Source organism: Micromonospora andamanensis, from assembly GCF_016863495.1.
Lineage (GTDB): Bacteria > Actinomycetota > Actinomycetes > Mycobacteriales > Micromonosporaceae > Micromonospora > Micromonospora andamanensis.
Genome location: NZ_BOOZ01000024.1, coordinates 90921 through 108991, shown reverse-complemented (window position 1 = coordinate 108991; position 18071 = coordinate 90921). Strand labels below are relative to the sequence as shown.

Here is an 18071-nt window from a genome sequence, read left to right as displayed (position 1 = left end):
GGGGTGCCCTGCGGCGCGGGCCGGCCGGCGCTGGCGGGAGCACACCGGCCAGCATAGGCGGCGAGCGACAGCTACCGCACGGTCAGGCGTCGCGCCCCGACCGTCCGGGCGGCGGCGCGTCGTCCCCGCCGAACAGATCGAGCGTACGGTCCTCCGGCGACTCGCCTGTTGCTGGTGCCTCCGGGCGGGCCGGGGTCGGGGTTTCGGGTTCCGCCGGGTCGGCAAGCGGGTCGACGGCGGTGTCCCCGGCATCCGGTGCCGAGGCGTCATCACCCGCCGCCGAGGTGTCCCGGCCGGTGCCGTGAGGGGAGTCGGCCGGTGCCGGCCGTCCGTTGACCCGGCCGGAGCGCAGCGCACCGACCAGGCCGAGCCCGCCGACCAGGATCAGGCCACCGGCCAGGAACCAGCCGACAGGCGGCAGCACGAGACCGAGCACCTGGGCGAGCAGCCACCAGGCGGAGAGTGCGAGGAAGAGCAGCCCGAAGGCGAACGACACCAGGTCGGTACGGTGGGCCCTCACCTGGTCACCTCCATCTGTCCGGCGTTGACGTGCAGGTTCAGGCGCAGCTTTCCGCCGCCGACGCCGTCCGGGCCGAGGTCGACGATGTCCGCGAGTCGGTTGTCCATGCCCTGCGTCCGCTGGCCGAGGACGTTCGCGTCACCGGCGGTCACCTGTGCCACCGCCGTGACGTCCACGTTCGGCGGCAGCACCACTGTGGCTTCGCCGAAGTTGATGGCGACTGTGACCTCCGTGTCCTGCTGGCTGAAGTCGATAGCCCGCAGGTCGAGCACCGCGTCACCGAAACTCTGCTCGTACCGGACGGCGAGCTCACGGTGACTGGCCGGCGCCCAGGTGACCGCGCCGTCGACTCCGCGTACCCGGTCGTAGGACTCGACGACTGTGACCACGGCCAGGGCGGCGGCGGTGACCAGACCGAGCGCGATCAGCCAGCGGGCCCGCCCGAACCAGGTGCCCACCAGCAGGCCGAGACCGATCACCGCGAGTGCCGCGGCGAAGTAGGCCGACGCGCCGATCCCGAAGACGTCAAGCAGGTCGAGAACACCCACCAGTCCCAGCGCGACGAAGATCAGTGAGAAGGTCACCGCACCCAGGGCCGAACGTTCCCGGGGCTTGCGGGGTGGCTTCGACCTGGGCGGTGGTGGCGGCGCAACCTTCGGCGGCCCGGCATAGGGGCCGTGCGGGGCGAACGGGGGACGGTAGGTCGGTGAGGTGATCGGCGGGCCCGTCGCCGCGGCGCTCGTCGGCCAGGACGGTGCCGGCGGCAGCTGCGTTGTCGGCTCCTCAGCCCCGCCCGGCGCCGACGGCACGGGTGGTGCCGAGGGGACGCCGGAGGTCGGACCGGGTGGTGGGAACGCGGGCGGTGCGACGGTCGCGGTCCGGCCGAACTCCGGATACGCCGCCGGGTAGGCGGCCGGCCCGGGGTAACTGACGGGTGGCACCGGACCCGGTGGCGGGGGTGGGCTCGCGGGGACACCCACGCCCGGCCCGGTCCCCGTCGACTCGGGACGGGACTCGCGCTGCTGACGGTTGAGCATCAGCGCGCCGCCGACCAGGATGGCCGCGCCGAGCAGTACCGCGCGGAAGGCGTCGGTGACGACGAACCCGAAGCCCACCGCGACCACGACGCTGAGGATGATCACGGTGACCGGGGACATGCTGGAACGTCCCCGGCCCAGCATGGACTCGACAGGCGAGGCGCTGTCACCCTCGCCCGGAATGATCAACCAGGCGGCGACGTAGACCAGGATTCCGACGCCGCCGAAGAAGCCCAGGACCGCCAGCAGCACCCGCCAGAGGACGGGGTCGGTGTTGGTGGCCCGGCCGACGGCAGCACAGACGCCGGCCAGGTAACGGCCCTCCCTGGGCCGGACCAGCCCGTACCGGGAGGTGAAGCCGGCACCGCCGAAGGGGCCGCCTGGGCCGCCCCCCGGCGGCGGCCCGCCCGGCCACCCCGGCCCGCCCGTTCCACCGTGCTGGTCCGGCCCGCCGGCTCCGCCGTACCCGCCCGGCCAACCCGTTCCACCCGGCCCGCCCGGCCCCCCCGGCCCGGCGGATGGTGGTGCGGTGGTGCCGTCCCATGCCCGCTCGCCGGCGGGCGGTGCCGCGGCGGCGACGGGTGGAGGCGTGTCGTCCCACGCCGCGCCGCCGGTGGGCGTCCGCCCACCCTCCGGCGCGGCCAGGTCGTCCGCCTCGGCACCTGGCGATTCGGGTACGGCCGGCCGGGTGGCCGCCGGAGGCGTCGGCTCCGGTTCGGTCGGCCCCGGCCGGTACGGCTGGGCAGCGTCGTCGGTCATGCCCTCGATCCTGCTGCGCCCGACGCCCCAGCGTCCTCCGGCAGCGACCCTGACCCCACCCTGAGATCCGGGCCGCTCGAATGTCGGGGGCGTCCCCGTGGTCGGGTGGCCGCGCCGCGTGTGACGATCGGACCAGCGCCGGAAATCTCGCCTCTCAGCCGGCCCGACCGGTCCTGACCAGGGAGCTCGCGATCAGCAGCAGCAGTCAACCACCCCGCCTCTATCGAGCCCCGGAGCACCGGATGGGCGCCGGGGTGGCCGCCGGCATCGCCGAGCACCTCGGCGTTCCGGTGGTCCGGGTCCGGATCGCCTTCATGGTGCTGCTCGGGCTGAGTGGCCTGGGCCTGCTGCTCTACGCGGCCTTCTGGGCTGTCGTGCCGCTGCGGCCAGGTGACACCGCGGTACCGCCGCGTCGCGACGTCGGCCAGCTACTGCCGTTCGTGGCCATCGGGCTCGGTGTGCTGCTGATCCAGGTGATGGTCTTCGACTCGGTGGGCGCGGCCGGCACCGCGGGCTGGTTGGTCGCCATCATCGCGGTCGGCGCCGGGGTGATCTGGCACCAGTCCGCGCCCGAGCGGCGGCGGCAGTGGGGCGAGTCGATGCCCGTGCCCTGGCTCGGCGCGGTGATAGAGGAGAGCGACAGGCGGGCGTTCGTGCTCCGCTTCGTCGGCGGTGGGGTGCTGGTCGCGGTCGGCATCATCGGGGTGGCCGCGGTCTACTCCCCGGCGCAGAACCTCGACGCGGTGATCAACGGAGTGATCTTCGCGTTGGTCGGCCTGGCCGGTGTCGGGGTGGTTGCCGCGCCGGTGCTCTGGCGTACCTGGAACCAACTGCGCTCGGAGCGTGAGGGTCGCATCCGCGAGCAGGAGCGGGCCGAGCTGGCGGCCATGGTGCACGACCAGGTGTTGCACACCCTCGCGTTGATCCAGCGCAATGCCAGTGACGTGAAGACGGTGCAGCGGCTCGCCCGGGGGCAGGAGCGCTCGCTGCGCAACTGGCTGTACAAGTCCACCGCGTCACCCACGGAGCGCCTCGCCGCCGCGCTGGAGCAGGCCGCTGCCGAGGTGGAGGACACCTTCGCGATCACCGTGGAGGCGGTCGTGGTGGGCGACCGGGAAACCGACGAGCGGGTCGGCGCGATCGTGGCCGCCGCCCGCGAGGCGCTCGTGAACGCAGCGCGGCACGCCGGCGTGCAGACCGTCTCGCTCTACGCGGAGGTCGAGCCCGAACAGGTAAGTGTCTTCGTACGGGATCGGGGTGTCGGGTTCGACCCGGATACGGTGGAGGACCATCGGCACGGTGTCCGAGGCTCGATCGTCGGGCGGATGAAGCGGCACGGTGGCCGGGCGGAGATCCGCTCCCGGCCTGGAGAGGGGACCGAGGTCCGGTTGATCCTGCCGATCTCCCGGGATTCGGCCACGGCGGAGAGGGACAGATGATGGCCGAGCAGTCGACGCCACCCGTCGAACCGGAAGGCACCGGGCCCGGGCGGCTGCGGGTGTTCCTGGTCGACGATCACGCCATGTTCCGAGCTGGGGTACGCGCCGAACTCGGCGCGCACGTCGAGGTGGTGGGTGAGGCGAGCACGGTGACCGAGGCGGTCAGCCGGATCGCGGCCACCGCTCCGGACGTGGTCCTGCTCGACGTGCACATGCCCGACGGCGGTGGCCGCGCCGTGCTGGAGGCGATGCGGCGCAGCCATCCCCAGGTGCGATTCCTGGCGCTCAGCGTCTCCGACGCGGCCGAGGACGTGATCGGGCTGATCCGGGCCGGTGCCCGAGGCTATGTCACAAAGACCATCTCGCCGGACGAGCTGGCCGCGGCGATCCGGCGGGTGGCCGACGGCGACGCGGTGTTCAGCCCGCGCCTGGCCGGCTTCGTGCTGGACGCCTTCGCCGCGCGTCCGGACGCTCCGGTCGCCGATCCGGAGCTGGACCAGCTGACCAACCGGGAACGCGAGGTGCTGCGGCTGCTCGCCCGGGGGTACGCGTACAAGGAGATCGCCCGGGAGCTGTACATCTCGATCAAGACGGTCGAGACCCACGTCTCGAACGTGCTGCGCAAGCTCCAGATGTCCAACAGGTACGAGTTGTCCCGCTGGGCGGCGGACCGGCGCCTGGTATAACCGATCTTTCCGGCATAAGTGGCCAATCTGGCCCCAGGGCGTGACATGTGATCAAGGCGCGGTTGATAATGCCCCTCGCCTTCCCTGCGTGCGGATGCCGCTCATCCCGCGGGAACGGCGTACTCCGGCCGCCCGCGCGTACGCGGGTCACTCCCTGCCCGAGAGGTGCACGAAACTCATGATCAACCAACGAGGACGGCGTTGGGCGCGGATCGCGCTCGCAGCCGTCACCGGCGGCGCGCTGGCACTCGCCGCCGCCGCCCCGGCCGCTGCCGAAGACCCGGCCACCGGCGTGGCGAAGGCGGTACCTGGCACCAGCGTCAAGCTGCTGCTCGACGGGAAGGTCAAGCGGACTTCCGCGCTGGCCATCGAGATCGACGGTAAGCGCGTACCGGCCTTCTGCATCGACTACCACACGAACGTCGCCATCGACGGCACCTACCAGGAGGGCACCTGGGACGAGTCCCAGGTGAAGAACCTCGCGAAGGTGCAGTGGGTGCTCACCCACGGTCACCCCAACGCCGACCCGGCCGCGTTGCTGTCCGCCGCCGGTGCCGTCGTGCCCGCCGGCACGAACGAGCAGGAGAGCCTCAACCTGCTCTACTTCGGCACGCAGACCGCCGTGTGGCACTTCAGCGACGGCATCGTGCTCGGTGACTGGGCCGCCGGACGTGGCCTGATCAGCAAGCCGAAGTACGACGTGATCAAGAAGGTCCACGACTACCTGGTCGGGAACGCCACCGACCAGCCCGAGCCGAAGGCCGAGCTGAGCATCGACCCGACCACGGCCACCGCGACGGTCGGCGAGAAGGCCGGTCCCTTCACCGTGAAGGGACCGGCAGGGGAGATCACGCTTGTGGTCACCGGCGGGACCGCTGTCGACGCCGAAGGTGCGCCGGTGGCGACCGCGAGCAACGGGGGTCAGTTCTGGCTGACCGCCGAGGGTGCCGGCGAGGTCAGCGTGACCGCGTCCGCGGCCGACTCGGTCTCCTACGGCCGGGTGTTCCTCTACACCGGGCGCAAGGCGGCGCAGAAGCTGATCCTGGGCGGCAGCACCGGTGCCACGGTGACCGCCACGGCGGCTGCCACCTTCACCGAGGCGCCATCGCCGCAGCCGAGCAGCCCTCAGCCCGAGCCGACGACGCCGGAGCCGACCCCGTCCACCCCGACGGACTCCCCGTCGCCGGAGCCGTCGCCGAGCACTCCCGAGGAGTCGCCGTCGAGCCCCGCCCCGTCCACCTCGCCGGCCTCGAATGACGGTGGTCTGCCGCTGACCGGCGCGCCGATCATCACCGCGATCGCCGCCGGGCTGGTGCTGCTGATCGCGGGCGCGGTCACCGTACTGGTGCTGCGTCGTCGCAGGGTCCACTTCACGGCCTGATCACCGCGCCGTAGCGCTGCCTGTCCGACCCCGGATCCCACCCTGAGGATCCGGGGTCGGACCGTCTCCGGCAGAAGGGTCCTTTCCTCGGCCGCGACGATCGGCCGCTGGTCTGGAATCAGACTCATACTTTCGGGTAGCATTGCCAAGAAGTGGTGGGGTTCACGTCAATACTCCGGAGGTTCGCGGAGCCGTCGCCCCTCCGTCACGCGGTGGTCGGTTGAGCGCGGAAATCTGGTTGACCAGCAGCTCATACCATGCCTCCGGCGCGCCGAAGAGGCGCCTCCGGGTCGATGTCGGCCCCGTCCCGGGCGGGTATCGGCTTGATAACACGCCTTCCCGCCTGGGCGCATCGAGTGTCACAGTTGCAGGCACCTCACAACCCCCTCGTGAGCCGAGCGCCCTGAGGAGGCACTCCCATGCGCGGGAAATTCCTGAAGGTGGCGGTCGCGGCGACCGCCACCGCCATGTTGGCTACCGCTTGTAGTGGCGGTGGCAACGACAACGAGTCGGCCGGCGAGTCCGGCGGCACGCTGCGGGTCTACAACGCCGAGCCGGCGTTCCTGACCCCGTCCGGCGGCGACGACGAGCCGTCGTTGTACGTGATCCGTCAGCTCTACCGCGGTCTGGTCAAGTACAACGCCGAGACCTCCGCGGTCGAGATGGACCTGGCCGAGTCGGTCGAGTCGACCGACCAGAAGCTCTGGACGATCAAGCTCAAGAGCGGCTACACCTTCGACAACGGTGAGCCGGTCAACGCCGACGCGTTCCTCCGGTCGTGGAACTACGCCGCTTATGGGCCGAACGCCCAGAACAACGGCTACTTCATGAAGCGGATCGCCGGTAAGGCGGACGTGGCACCGGCCGACCCGGACGGCGAGGGCCCGAAGAAGGCTCCGGCGCCGACCGCCGAGACCATGTCGGGTCTCAAGAAGGTCGACGACCTGACCTTCACCGTCGAGCTTGACGCGCCGTTCTCCGGTTTCCCGACCACGATCGGCTACCCGGGCTTCTTCCCGATGGCCCAGGCGTGCGTCGACGACATCGCGAAGTGCAACGAGACGCCGATCGGCAACGGCCCCTACAAGATCGACGGTAGCTGGCAGCACAACGTCGCCATCAACCTGGTCCGCAGCGAGAGCTGGAAGGGCGAGGCGGGCAAGCCGGACCGCATCGAGTACCGGATCTTCGCCGACATCGACGCCGGCTACGCCGCCTTCCAGGCAGGCGAGCTGGACGTGCTCTACACCCTGCCCCCGGCCCGCTACAAGGAGGCCAAGGCGCAGTACGGCGACCGGATGTACGAGTCGCCGGGTGACAGCTTCACCTACGTCGGCATGCCGCTGTACCAGGACACCTTCAAGGACAAGCGGATCCGCCAGGCGCTGTCGCTGTCGATCGACCGTCAGTCGATCATCGACGCGGTCTTCGACGGTCGGTTCACCCCGGCGACCGGCTACGTGGCCCCGACCTTCGAGGGTGCCCGTGAGGGCGTCTGCAAGTACTGCGCCAAGGACGTCGAGAAGGCCAAGCAGCTGCTCGCCGAGGCTGGCGGCTGGCCGGCCGGTGAGAAGCTGATCCTGTGGGCCAACGCCGGCGCCGGCCACGACCTGTGGCTGCAGGCGGTTGGTGACCAGATCAAGGAGGCCCTGGGCATCGACTACGAGCTCAAGGTCAACCTGCAGTTCGCCGAGTACCTCGAGACCGCTGACCAGAAGAAGTTCACCGGTGGGTTCCGCCTCGGCTGGGGTCCGGACTACCCGTTCATGGAGACCTTCCTCTACCCGCTGTACGGCACCGGTGCCGGCAGCAACAACTCGGGCTACACGAACGAGGCTTTCGACGCTCTGATGAAGGAGGGTGACTCGGCCGACTCGATCCAGGCCGCCATCCCGTCCTACCAGAAGGCGGAGGACCTCCTCGGCGAGGACCTGCCGGTCATCCCGATGTGGTGGAACAAGGTTGGCGCGGTCTACAGCGAGAACGTCGACCAGTTCGTCTGGAACGCCGTCTCGGACGCCGACTACGGTGCGATTTCGCTGAAGCAGAACTGAGCTTCAGACTCCTGATCCTGCCGTAATACGACGTGGCGGCAACGGTGACCCCAACAGGGTGATCGTTGCCGCCACGTCAGCGCCGAGAGGAGACCCCGTCATGGGGCGCTACGTCATTCGACGGTTGCTCCAGTTCATTCCCACAGTGCTGGGCACCATGTTCCTCCTGCACTACATGACCTCGCTGGCGATCCAGTTCAGCGGGAACCCGGTCCGGGCGCTGTTCGGGGACCGGACGCCGGATCCCGCGCTGCTGCAGGCGATCACCGAGCGGCTCGGCTACGCCGACCCCTGTCTCGACCAGCGGGGCAACCCCTGTTTCGGGCTCTTCCTGGACCGCTTGCAGAACATCTTCTTCCACTTCGACTTCGGCATCAACCTGCGCCAGCGGGAGGTCACCGAACTGGTCGCCGATGCCATTCCGTTCACCCTGAAGCTGCTGGTCATCGCGATCGTGTTCGAGGCGGTCGTCGGTATCGCGGCGGGTGTGCTCGCCGGTCTTCGGGGCGGCAGCTTCACCGACTACCTGGTGAAGATCAGCACGGTCTTCGTCATCTCGGTGCCGATCTTCGTGCTGGGCCTGGTGGTCCGGGAGTTCGTCGGGGTCAAGTTCGGCAACGTGCTGCGTGGCCAGGACTGGATTCCGGACGTGATCGCCTCTGGCATGTTCAGCCCCGGCTTCAAGCCCGACTATCCGTTCGCCAGCCTGATCATTCCCGGCATGGTGCTCGGCGCGGTCTCGCTCGCCACCACCGCCCGGCTCACCCGGACCAGCATCATGGAGAACATCCGGGCCGACTACGTCCGTACCGCCAAGGCCAAGGGTCTGACCAACAAGCGCGTCATCGGCGTGCACACGCTCCGCAACTCGCTGATCCCCGTGATCACCTTCCTCGGCGTCGACATCGGCGCCGCGATGGCCGGCGCGGTCGTCACCGAGACCATCTTCAACGTCCCGGGCATCGGCCGACTGGTGACGTTGTCGGCGCGTACCGGTGAGTCCTCGGTGGTGGTCGGCGTGGTGACCATGCTGGTGCTTGTCGTGCTGGTCGCCAACCTCCTTGTCGACCTGCTGTACGCCGTGCTCGACCCGAGGATCCGCTATGAGTGACCGAACCACGGTGGCGGACGCTTGTCTTCCCACCGTTCCTGGTGGCCGGGTGGAGCGAAACGAGGTGTGGACATGAGTGACCTGACGAGCGCGGGCACCGCCATCGGCGGTGCGCCGGTGGCCGGTGACGGCCCTACGACAGACGCGCCGGGCGGCAAGGAGCGCAGCGCGAGCCTGTGGGCGGACGCCCGGCGGCAGTTGCTGCGCGACCCGGTCTTCGTGATCGCCCTTCTGTACATCCTCGCGGTCGGTTCGATGGCGGCCTTCCCGAAGCTCTGGACCAGCCAGGACCCGCGGGCGTGCAGCACCGACAGGTCCCGGGTCTCGCCGAGCGGGGAGCACCCCTTCGGCTTCGACGTGCTGGGCTGTGACTACTACGCGCACGCGATCTACGGTGCCCGCCCGTCCATGGTGATCGCGGTGATGGCGACCAGCGGCATCGTGTTGTTCGGTGGGGTGCTCGGCCTGCTCGCCGGCTACTACGGCGGCTGGGTCGACGCGGTCATCTCCCGGGTGATGGACATCTTCTTCTCGCTGCCGTTCCTGCTCGGCGCGATCGTGTTCCTCACCGTGATCAAGCGGCAGAACATCTGGACCATCACCGCGGTGCTGTTCCTGCTGGCCTGGCCGACAATCGCCCGGATCATCCGGGGCAGCGTCATCTCGTCGAAGGACCTGGACTACGTGCACGCCGCGAAGGCGGTCGGCGCCCGCAACTCCCGGTTGATGTTCCGGCACATCCTGCCGAACGCGATAGCCCCGATGCTTGTGTACGCCACCATCGTGCTCGGCTCGTTCGTCGCCGCCGAGGCCACGTTGACCTTCCTCGGTGTCGGGCTCCAGCAGCCGGCGCAGTCCTGGGGCATCATGATCAGCACTCACCAGGTCTACTTCCTGGACGACCCGTGGCTGCTGCTCTTCCCCTGTGGTCTGTTGGTCGGCACGGTGCTGTCCTTCATCCTCATGGGTGACGCCCTGCGTGACGCCCTCGACCCGAAGTTCCGGTGAGTCCGATGAGCGAGTCTCAGCGAGCGAGTCATCAGCCCAGGGCGACGGTGCCTCACGAGGGCACGGAGCGAGCGGAGTGCCGGCATGAGCACTGATGTGAACGTCAAGATCGATGCGCTGGCGGGTGTCGACCCGGACGCGCTGCCGCTGCAGGTCAAGGACCTGCACGTGGAGTTCCGTACCCGCAACGGCATCGCCCGCGCGGTAAACGGCGTGAGCTTCGACCTGCGGGCCGGTGAGACCCGGGCGATCCTCGGTGAGTCCGGCTGCGGCAAGAGCGTGACCGCTCAGGCGATCATGGGCATCCTGGACACCCCGCCCGGCTTCATCACCGGTGGCGAGATCCTCTACCGGGGTGTCGACCTGCTCAAGCTGCCGGAGTCGGAGCGCCGCAAGGTGCGCGCGAACCGGATTGCGATGATCTTCCAGGATGCGCTCTCCGCGCTGAACCCGGTCTTCACCGTCGGGTTCCAGCTCGCCGAGCTGTTCCGCAAGCACCGGGGCATGTCCCGCCAGGACGCCAAGGCCCGTGCCGTCGAGCTGTTGGACCTGGTGAAGATCCCGGCGGCCAGGCAGCGGGTGAACGACTACCCGCACCAGTTCTCGGGCGGTATGCGGCAGCGCGTCATGATCGCCATGGCGCTGGCGCTCGACCCCGAGGTGCTGATCGCGGACGAGCCGACCACCGCGCTCGACGTGACAGTGCAGGCGCAGATCATGGCGCTGCTCGCCGAGTTGCAGCGGGAACGGAACATGGGCCTCGTGCTGATCACGCACGACATGGGTGTGGTGGCCGACGTGGCGGACCAGATCTCGGTCATGTACGCCGGCCGGGTCATCGAGGAAGCCGGCGTGGACGACATCTACGCCAGCCCCGCCCACCCGTACACAAAGGGTCTGCTGGAGTCGATCCCGCGCCTGGACCTCAAGGGTCACGAGCTCAGCGCCATCAAGGGCCTGCCGCCGATGCTGACGAACATCCCACCGGGCTGCGCCTTCAACCCCCGGTGCGGGTACGCGCAGGAGGTCTGCCGGCAGGATCCGGCGCCGCCGCTGTACCAGGTGTCGCCGAGCCGGACGGCTGCCTGCCACTTCTGGAAGGAGGTCAAGGGCGATGAGTGATGTGGTGCTGGAAACCCGCGACCTGGTCAAGCACTTCCCGCTGACCCGGGGCATCGTCTTCAAGAAGCAGTACGGTGCGGTTCAGGCGGTCGACGGGGTCAACCTGCAACTGCGGCGGGGCGAGACGCTCGGCATCGTCGGTGAGTCCGGCTGCGGCAAGTCGACGCTGGCCCGGATGCTCGTCGGGCTGGAGACGCCGACCTCCGGTGACCTGTTCGTGCAGGGCAAGAACATGTCGAAGGTCGGCGCCGAGGAGCGCCGCCGGGGCCGGCGCAACATCCAGCTGGTGATGCAGGACCCGTACACCTCGCTCAACCCACGGATGACCGTCGGCGACATCATCGGCGAGCCGTTCGAGGTGCACCCGGACGTGGTGCCGAAGGGCAAGCGGCGGGCCAAGGTGCAGGAACTGCTGGATCTGGTCGGTCTCAACCCGGACCACATCAACAGGTACCCGCACCAGTTCTCCGGCGGCCAGCGGCAGCGCATCGGCATCGCCCGGGCGCTGGCGCTCAACCCGGAGATCATTCTGTGTGACGAGCCGGTTTCCGCGCTCGACGTCTCCATCCAGGCCCAGGTGATCAACCTGCTGGAGAAGCTCCAGGCGGAACTCGGGCTGTCGTACATCTTCATCGCCCACGACCTGTCGGTGGTCCGGCACATCGCCGACCGGGTCGCGGTCATGTACCTCGGAAAGATCATCGAGATCGGCACCGAGGACGAGATCTACGACAAGCCGACCCACCCGTACACGCAGGCGCTGCTGTCCGCGGTGCCGGTGCCCGATCCGAAGCTGCGCGGGCTCCGGGATCAGATCGTGCTGACCGGTGACGTGCCGTCGCCGGCCAACCCGCCGTCGGGCTGTCGGTTCCGTACGCGGTGCTGGAAGGCCCAGGACATCTGCGCCGAGCAGCAGCCGACGCTTGAGGTCCGGGACAAGTCGGGCCATCCGAGCGCCTGCCACTTCGCCGAGGTACGCGACGTGGTGCACGCGACGGAGTAGCCCCACAGACGCCGCCGGCTCCCGTCCATCCGCAGCGGGAGCGGCGGTGAAGGTAGTGCCTCCTCAGTGATCGGGGCGTCGGCCGTCACCAGCAGCCGGCGCCCCGGTCCACGTCCCGCTCACGCCCACACCAACGGGGTTGTCACAGGGGACCGCGGCCGGCTCTGAGGAGCAGCAGGGCGAGCTGGGTGCCGTCCGCGCCGAGGGCGGCCCGGAACCGCTCCAGGATCTCCTGCTCGCGGGAGAGGACGAGCCGGGTGCCGCCCGAGGCCATCCGGGTCGCGCCGACCTCACGGGAGAGCGCTGCCCGCTCCTGCCACAGCTCGATGAGCGAGCTGTCGATCTCATCGATCCGTACCCGGATCTCGGCGATCCGGTTGGCGGCGTCCGGCTCGGTGGTGCCGGTGGCCGGGACGCTACCCGTCGGACCTGTGGTACCGGCCCCGTTCGAGATCGCGCCGGACCCGTTCGCGCCGCCGTTCTGCTCCATCACGTCTGTCATCTTCGGGTACCTCTCGCGGTGTGGTGCCCGGTGCCCGGATCCCGGGACGCGAAAAGCCCCGGGCTCCGAGAGCCCGGGGCTTTTCGTAGGTCTGATCGATCAGGCGCGACCTACGGCTGCCGGACTCCCGGAGCCGTAGTAAAAGTAGAAGCGCGTGTCGAACACGCTGTCGAGTATGCCGCCGCACCGGGGCGGCGCGCAAGGAAAGGCCGAAGAAGGCCGTCCTCCGCTCACCTGTCGGGAAGAACCGCCCTCCCGACGGTGCTGCCTGGTCACGGCACCGGGCGGTGCCGTGAGCGGGGGATGTCCGGGCGGCGGCATAGACTCGCCGTGCGATGCATCCTCTCTTCGACATCCCCGCGTCCCCGCCCGAGCCCGAGCCTGCCCGGGCGCTGCCGCCCCATCGGCCGGTGCCCGGCCGCCTCGATCCGGCGCAGCTGGTGGAGGGACTCAACGGCCCGCAACGGGACGCGGTCACCCACGCGGGCTCGCCGCTGCTGATCGTGGCTGGTGCCGGCTCCGGCAAGACCCGGGTGCTGACCCACCGGATCGCCTATCTGCTCGCCGCGCGGGATGTTCATCCCGGCGAGATCATCGCGATCACCTTCACCAACAAGGCCGCCGGTGAGATGAAGGACCGGGTCACCGCCCTGGTCGGCCCACGGGCCCGGCTGATGTGGGTCTCCACGTTCCACTCGGCCTGCGTGCGGATCCTGCGGGCCGAGCACGAGCACGCCGGCCTGAAGTCCACCTTCTCGATCTACGACGCGGACGACTCACGCCGGCTGATGCAGCTCGTCGCCCGCGAGCTCGACCTGGATCCGAAGCGCTATCCGGCGCGCGGCCTCGCCGCCCAGGTGTCCAACCTGAAGAACGAGCTTGTCGACCCGGAGGTGTTTGCCGCGCGGGCCAGCGGGCCCAACGAACGGGCCCTCGCCGAGGCGTACGCCCTCTATCAGCGGCGGCTGCGCGAGGCACACGCGCTCGACTTCGACGATCTGATCATGACGACGGTGCACCTGTTCCAGTCGCATCCGCACGTCGCGGAGAGCTACCGCCGCCGGTTCCGGCACGTACTCGTCGACGAGTACCAGGACACCAACCACGCGCAGTACGTCCTGATCAAGGAGCTGGTCTCCGGCACCGAGGGCCTCGACCCGGCGGAGCTGTGCGTGGTCGGCGACGCGGACCAGTCGATCTACGCCTTCCGGGGTGCGACGATCCGCAACATCCTGGAGTTCGAGCGCGACTTCACCGACGCCCGCACCATCCTGCTGGAGCAGAACTACCGCTCCACCCAGACCATCCTGAACGCGGCGAACGCGGTGATCGACCGCAACACGTCCCGCAAGCCGAAGCGGTTGTGGAGCGACGCCGGTCCGGGTGAACCGATCGTCGCGTACGTCGCCGACACCGAGCACGCCGAGGCGGACTGGGTGGCCCGGGAGATCGACAGGTTGGTCGACGACGGGGAGACCCGGCCGGGTGACGTGGCGGTCTTCTACCGCACCAACGCGCAGTCCCGGGTTTTCGAGGAGGTGTTCATCCGCCTCGGCCTGCCGTACAAGGTCGTCGGCGGGGTGCGCTTCTACGAGCGCAAGGAGGTCCGGGACGCACTGGCCTACCTGCGTTCGGTGGTCAACGACGACGACACGGTCAGCCTGCGTCGGATCCTCAACACCCCGCGCCGGGGGATCGGCGACCGCGCCGAGGCATGTGTGGAGGCGCTGGCCAGCCGGGACCGGATCTCCTTCGGCGCGGCGTTGCGCCGGGCCGGAGACGCGCCCGGCATCTCGACCCGGGCGGCGAACGGCATCGCCGAGTTCGTGGCGCTGCTCGACTCGGCCCGCGAGCTGGCCGTCGACGGCACCCCGGAGGAGGTCCTGGAGGCGGTGCTTACCCGCTCGGGCTACCTGACCGAGCTGGAAGAGAGTCTCGACCCGCAGGACGCGGGCCGGGTCGACAACCTCCAGGAGCTGGTGAGCGTCGCCCGCGAGTACACCGAGCGGATCGAGGCGACAGGCGCGGAGGGGGAGCGGGCCACCCTTGCCGGTTTCCTGGAGCAGGTCGCCCTCGTCGCCGACGCCGACCAGGTGCCCACCGACGATCCCGAACATCAGGGCGTGGTCACCCTGATGACCCTGCACACCGCCAAGGGCCTGGAGTTCCCCGTGGTGTTCCTGACCGGCCTGGAGGACGGCGTCTTCCCGCACCTGCGTTCGCTCGGGGACACCCGGGAGCTGGAGGAGGAGCGTCGGCTGGCGTATGTCGGCATCACCCGGGCGCGGCAGCGGCTCTACCTCTCCCGGGCGGTGACCCGTTCGGCGTGGGGCCAGCCGTCCTACAACCCGCCGTCCCGCTTCGTCGAGGAGCTACCGCCCGAGCTGGTCCGCTGGGAGCGGACCGAAGGCTCGTACACCTCGTGGGGCGGCGGTGGCGGCGGCGTGGGGGGCCGCGCGGACCGGGCGCCCGGCGGGCGTGGCGGCTTCGCCGGAGGTACCCCTCGGGCTGTGCAGCTGGCGCGCAAGCTCGGGGTGGACGGCAGCCGGCTGGCCACCGCCAGCGAGCTGCCGCAGGGGCCGAAGGTGTCCGCCGGGGACCGGGTGAACCACCAGCGGTACGGCCTCGGTCGGGTGGTGGCCGTGGAGGGGCACGGCCCGGGTGCCCGGGCGCAGATCGACTTCGGCGACCAGACGCTGTGGCTGGTGCTGCGACACGCCCCGATCGAGAAGATCTGACCAGGGCCCAGGGGGTCAGCAGGCCACGTCGATACCCCGGGCGCGCAGGAACGGCGCGGGGTCGATCTGGTTCCACATCTGGCCCTGGTGCACCTCGAAGTGCAGATGCGGGCCGGTGGAGTCGCCCGTGGAGCCCTCCAGGCCGATCGTCTGCCCGGTGCCCACCTGCTCGCCCACGCTCACCCTGGCGGTACTCAGGTGGGCGTAGTGGGTCAGGTAGCCGTTGCCGTGGTCGATGACCACGGAGATGCCGTACCCGTCGCCAGCGTCGCCGGCCTTGGTCACGGTGCCACGGAAGGCGGCGCGTACCGGGGTGCCGGCGGGCATGGCGAAGTCGATGCCGGCGTGCAGGGTGCCCCAGCGGGGCCCGTAGCAGGAGGTGATGGCCCCGCCGGCCATCGGGAGGACCCAGGACGACTTCGGTTTCGCGCTCTTCTTCGGCTTCGCCGTGGCGGTGGCGGTCCGGCTGGGCTTCGGCTTCGGGCTGGGCTTCGCGGTGGGGCTGGCGCTCGTGGTCGGGCTCGGCGACGGGCTGCCCAGGGTGGCGGGCTGCCGGGCCGAGCGGTCGGCCCGCTCGGCGGCTGCGGCCCGGTCCTGGGTGTCCAGGGCGACCGGGCTGGTGGTCGGCTGGTCGTCGCGGTCGGTCATGACGACACCGGCGACGCCGAGCCCCACCAGGGCGACCGCACCGACCGCCAGGAGACGGGAGCGCCGGCTCAGCGTTCGCCGGTGGCGGGCCGGGGTGTGGGGGATGCTGCGGGTCGGGGTGGGGTTGTCGTCAGGCACGGGTACGGACCTCACTGGTTTCGAGTGGTACGTGACCTCGAAATCCTGGTGTCGGTCCGGGCGACGCCGGGTACCGGGGGTGCGGGCGCTGGGTACGGCGGTCGGTGCCGCTGTCCACCTCTGGGCGTGGCTGTCCCCGACTGCCCGATGCTGACCCGACCGCCTGTTGTGCCGCCAGTCACACTCTCACCTGTGAGCTGGGACACTTGCGTCACCGGGCCGGAAAGCAAAACCGCCCGGATCGGTTGATCCGGGCGGTCAACGGGCGTCACGGCCGGTCAGGACGCGGCTACCTCGCTGTAGATTGCTTCGACTTGTAGCTTGATGTCCACTCCGCGCTCCTGCAGCCACGGCACCGGGTCGAGCGGCTCGCCCTTGACATGGATCTCCAGGTGCAGGTGGGAGCCGTAGGAGTGGCCCGTGTTGCCGACCAGACCGAGCTGGTCACCGGCCTTCACCTGCTGCCCCTCGCGCACGTTGAGCGCGGAGGAGTGACCGTAGATGGCCTCGCTGCCGTCGGCGTGCTGGACGATCACCGCGTGCCCGTAGCCGCCGAACCAGCCGGCCTTGGTGACGGTGCCCTCGTGGATGGCGACGTACGGCGTGCCCTCCGGCGCCACCAGGTCGACGCCGGTGTGCAGCTTGCCCCAGCGGATGCCGTACGGGGAGTTGAAGTCGTAGCCCTGGAGGGGCAGCAGCCAGACGCCGTTCTCCTCGGCGCTCTCCGGACCGTTGCGGCTGTCCCGGGAGGCCCGGTCGGCGGCGTCGGCCCGTTCGGCCGCGCCCTGGTTGCTTATCGACGCCTGCTTCAGCTCGTCGAGTACCGACGGGCTGACGCTCTTGGCGTCCGGCATGGCGTTGGCCCCCAGTGCCACCACACCGGCACCGACGAAGGCGGTGGTGACAACCGCGGCGTAGCGGCTGCGTGGGGGGGTGGGTACGCGGCGGCGGCCGCGATATCGATCGGGCTCAGACGACAGGCGCTGGCGCACGCACACCCTCCGTTGTCGGGGTTCCGATGCGGATAGCCGTCGTCCGGATCTGGTGACCGTGCGTCGGCTGTTCGCGTCGTCACCCGTCCGTAGACCTGATGACAACCGTGGACACGGTAGCCAACCGTCAGGCCTGTCACAAGCCGGAGCGCCGAATTGCTTGCAACGTTCTGTCCGTTTCCGTCCGAGATTGTCATGGCTCGGGGGTGCGGTGGGGTGTCCTCGTTATCCTCCGTTCGTCGCACACCGTGACCGTTCGGCGGAGTCGTCCCGCTTGACGTGTCGGGTGTCGGGTCGTGCCTCTGCGTGAGGTGATTGTGGTGCCTGCGTGAGGGGCGGGGGATGCCGTGCCGACGCCGAGGCCGAACGTCGTCTGCCGCTCGCCCTGCCGGCCCCGGTTCCCCGGCCCCGGTCGGGCGGGTTACCGTTCGTTCAGGTGATAGCCGCTGCGCCGGTGAAAGGGATGCCCAGATGAGCTCTCGTGTTCGGGTCGTCGTCGCCAAGCCGGGCCTGGACGGCCACGACCGTGGTGCCAAGGTGGTGGCGCGCGCTCTCCGCGACGCCGGCATGGAGGTCATCTACACCGGCCTGCACCAGACCCCGGAGCAGATCGTGGAGACCGCGATCCAGGAGGACGCCGACGCCGTCGGTCTCTCGGTGCTCTCCGGGGCGCACATGACGCTGTTCCGCCGGGTCCTGGAGCTGCTCGACGAACGGGACGCCCGGGACATCGTGGTCTTCGGTGGGGGCATCATCCCGGAGGCCGACCTGCCGGAGCTGGAGCGGCTCGGCGTTGCCAAGATCTTCACGCCGGGTGCCACCACCACGTCCATCGTGGAGTGGGTCCGGGACAACGTCGCCCAGCCGGTGGCCTGAGCGCACCAGCCGGTGTGCCTGAGCACAGGGGAGGGGCCGGACGCACCCCTCACACGT

General features: G+C 69.9%; 15 protein-coding genes. 10 read left to right on the top strand and 5 right to left on the bottom strand.

What is annotated here, in order from left to right; translation table 11 throughout:
* Positions 1–82: 82 nt before the first annotated feature.
* Together Van01_RS20110 and Van01_RS20105 are read right to left on the bottom strand one after the other, a co-directional pair.
* Positions 83–520 carry a hypothetical protein gene (locus tag Van01_RS20110; protein ID WP_204009621.1) on the bottom strand — a complete coding sequence of 146 codons (438 nt, stop codon included), beginning with the start codon at positions 518–520 and terminating at the stop codon, positions 83–85.
* Positions 517–2316: a PspC domain-containing protein gene (locus tag Van01_RS20105; protein WP_239099177.1), complete on the bottom strand. Its 1800-nt coding sequence runs from the start codon at positions 2314–2316 to the stop codon at positions 517–519. Before Van01_RS20105 ends, Van01_RS20110 begins: the two co-directional genes overlap by 4 nt.
* A 173-nt stretch (positions 2317–2489) precedes the next feature.
* On the opposite strand from Van01_RS20105, the gene Van01_RS20100 reads away from it, so the two are divergent.
* From Van01_RS20100 to Van01_RS20065, 8 genes are all read left to right on the top strand, one after another.
* Entirely contained in the window at positions 2490–3755 is a 1266-nt protein-coding gene (locus Van01_RS20100) for an ATP-binding protein (RefSeq protein WP_204009822.1), read from the top strand.
* The gene (locus tag Van01_RS20095) at positions 3755–4441 is read left to right on the top strand and encodes a response regulator (RefSeq protein WP_204009819.1); all 687 of its coding nucleotides are present in this window, start codon (positions 3755–3757) and stop codon (positions 4439–4441) included. Before Van01_RS20100 ends, Van01_RS20095 begins: the two co-directional genes overlap by 1 nt.
* A gap of 94 nt (positions 4442–4535) precedes the next feature.
* Complete coding sequence (locus tag Van01_RS20090) at positions 4536–5822, top strand: thioester domain-containing protein (protein ID WP_239099176.1); 1287 nt, start codon at positions 4536–4538, stop codon at positions 5820–5822.
* Between the two features lie 419 nt (positions 5823–6241).
* The gene (locus tag Van01_RS20085) at positions 6242–7876 is read left to right on the top strand and encodes a peptide ABC transporter substrate-binding protein (RefSeq protein ID WP_204009618.1); all 1635 of its coding nucleotides are present in this window, start codon (positions 6242–6244) and stop codon (positions 7874–7876) included.
* 100 nt (positions 7877–7976) lie between these two features.
* Positions 7977–8987: an ABC transporter permease gene (locus Van01_RS20080; protein ID WP_204009615.1), complete on the top strand. Its 1011-nt coding sequence runs from the start codon at positions 7977–7979 to the stop codon at positions 8985–8987.
* A gap of 72 nt (positions 8988–9059) precedes the next feature.
* Positions 9060–9995: an ABC transporter permease gene (locus Van01_RS20075; protein WP_204009612.1), complete on the top strand. Its 936-nt coding sequence runs from the start codon at positions 9060–9062 to the stop codon at positions 9993–9995.
* Between the two features lie 84 nt (positions 9996–10079).
* Positions 10080–11117, top strand: a complete 1038-nt coding sequence (locus Van01_RS20070; RefSeq protein WP_204009609.1) for an ABC transporter ATP-binding protein — start codon at positions 10080–10082, stop codon at positions 11115–11117.
* On the top strand, positions 11110–12120 hold the full coding sequence (locus tag Van01_RS20065; protein WP_204009606.1) for an ABC transporter ATP-binding protein: 1011 nt from the start codon (positions 11110–11112) through the stop codon (positions 12118–12120). Before Van01_RS20070 ends, Van01_RS20065 begins: the two co-directional genes overlap by 8 nt.
* A 142-nt stretch (positions 12121–12262) precedes the next feature.
* Here Van01_RS20065 and Van01_RS20060 read toward each other — a convergent pair whose 3' ends face one another.
* Positions 12263–12622 (bottom strand): chorismate mutase, encoded by a 360-nt coding sequence (locus Van01_RS20060; protein WP_204009603.1) that lies wholly within the window; start codon positions 12620–12622, stop codon positions 12263–12265.
* Between the two features lie 335 nt (positions 12623–12957).
* Here Van01_RS20060 and pcrA point away from each other — a divergent pair, with 335 nt between their 5' ends.
* The gene (pcrA, locus tag Van01_RS20055) at positions 12958–15360 is read left to right on the top strand and encodes a DNA helicase PcrA (RefSeq protein ID WP_204009600.1); all 2403 of its coding nucleotides are present in this window, start codon (positions 12958–12960) and stop codon (positions 15358–15360) included.
* A 15-nt stretch (positions 15361–15375) separates the two neighbouring features.
* Here pcrA and Van01_RS20050 read toward each other — a convergent pair whose 3' ends face one another.
* Together Van01_RS20050 and Van01_RS20045 are read right to left on the bottom strand one after the other, a co-directional pair.
* Complete coding sequence (locus tag Van01_RS20050) at positions 15376–16146, bottom strand: M23 family metallopeptidase (protein WP_204009597.1); 771 nt, start codon at positions 16144–16146, stop codon at positions 15376–15378.
* Between the two features lie 278 nt (positions 16147–16424).
* Positions 16425–17138, bottom strand: coding sequence for a M23 family metallopeptidase (locus Van01_RS20045; protein ID WP_204009594.1), 714 nt, complete (start codon positions 17136–17138; stop codon positions 16425–16427).
* A gap of 471 nt (positions 17139–17609) precedes the next feature.
* On the opposite strand from Van01_RS20045, the gene icmB reads away from it, so the two are divergent.
* Complete coding sequence (gene icmB / locus Van01_RS20040) at positions 17610–18014, top strand: coenzyme B12-dependent isobutyryl CoA mutase small subunit (protein ID WP_099849768.1); 405 nt, start codon at positions 17610–17612, stop codon at positions 18012–18014.
* The last annotated feature ends 57 nt before the right edge of the window (positions 18015–18071 follow it).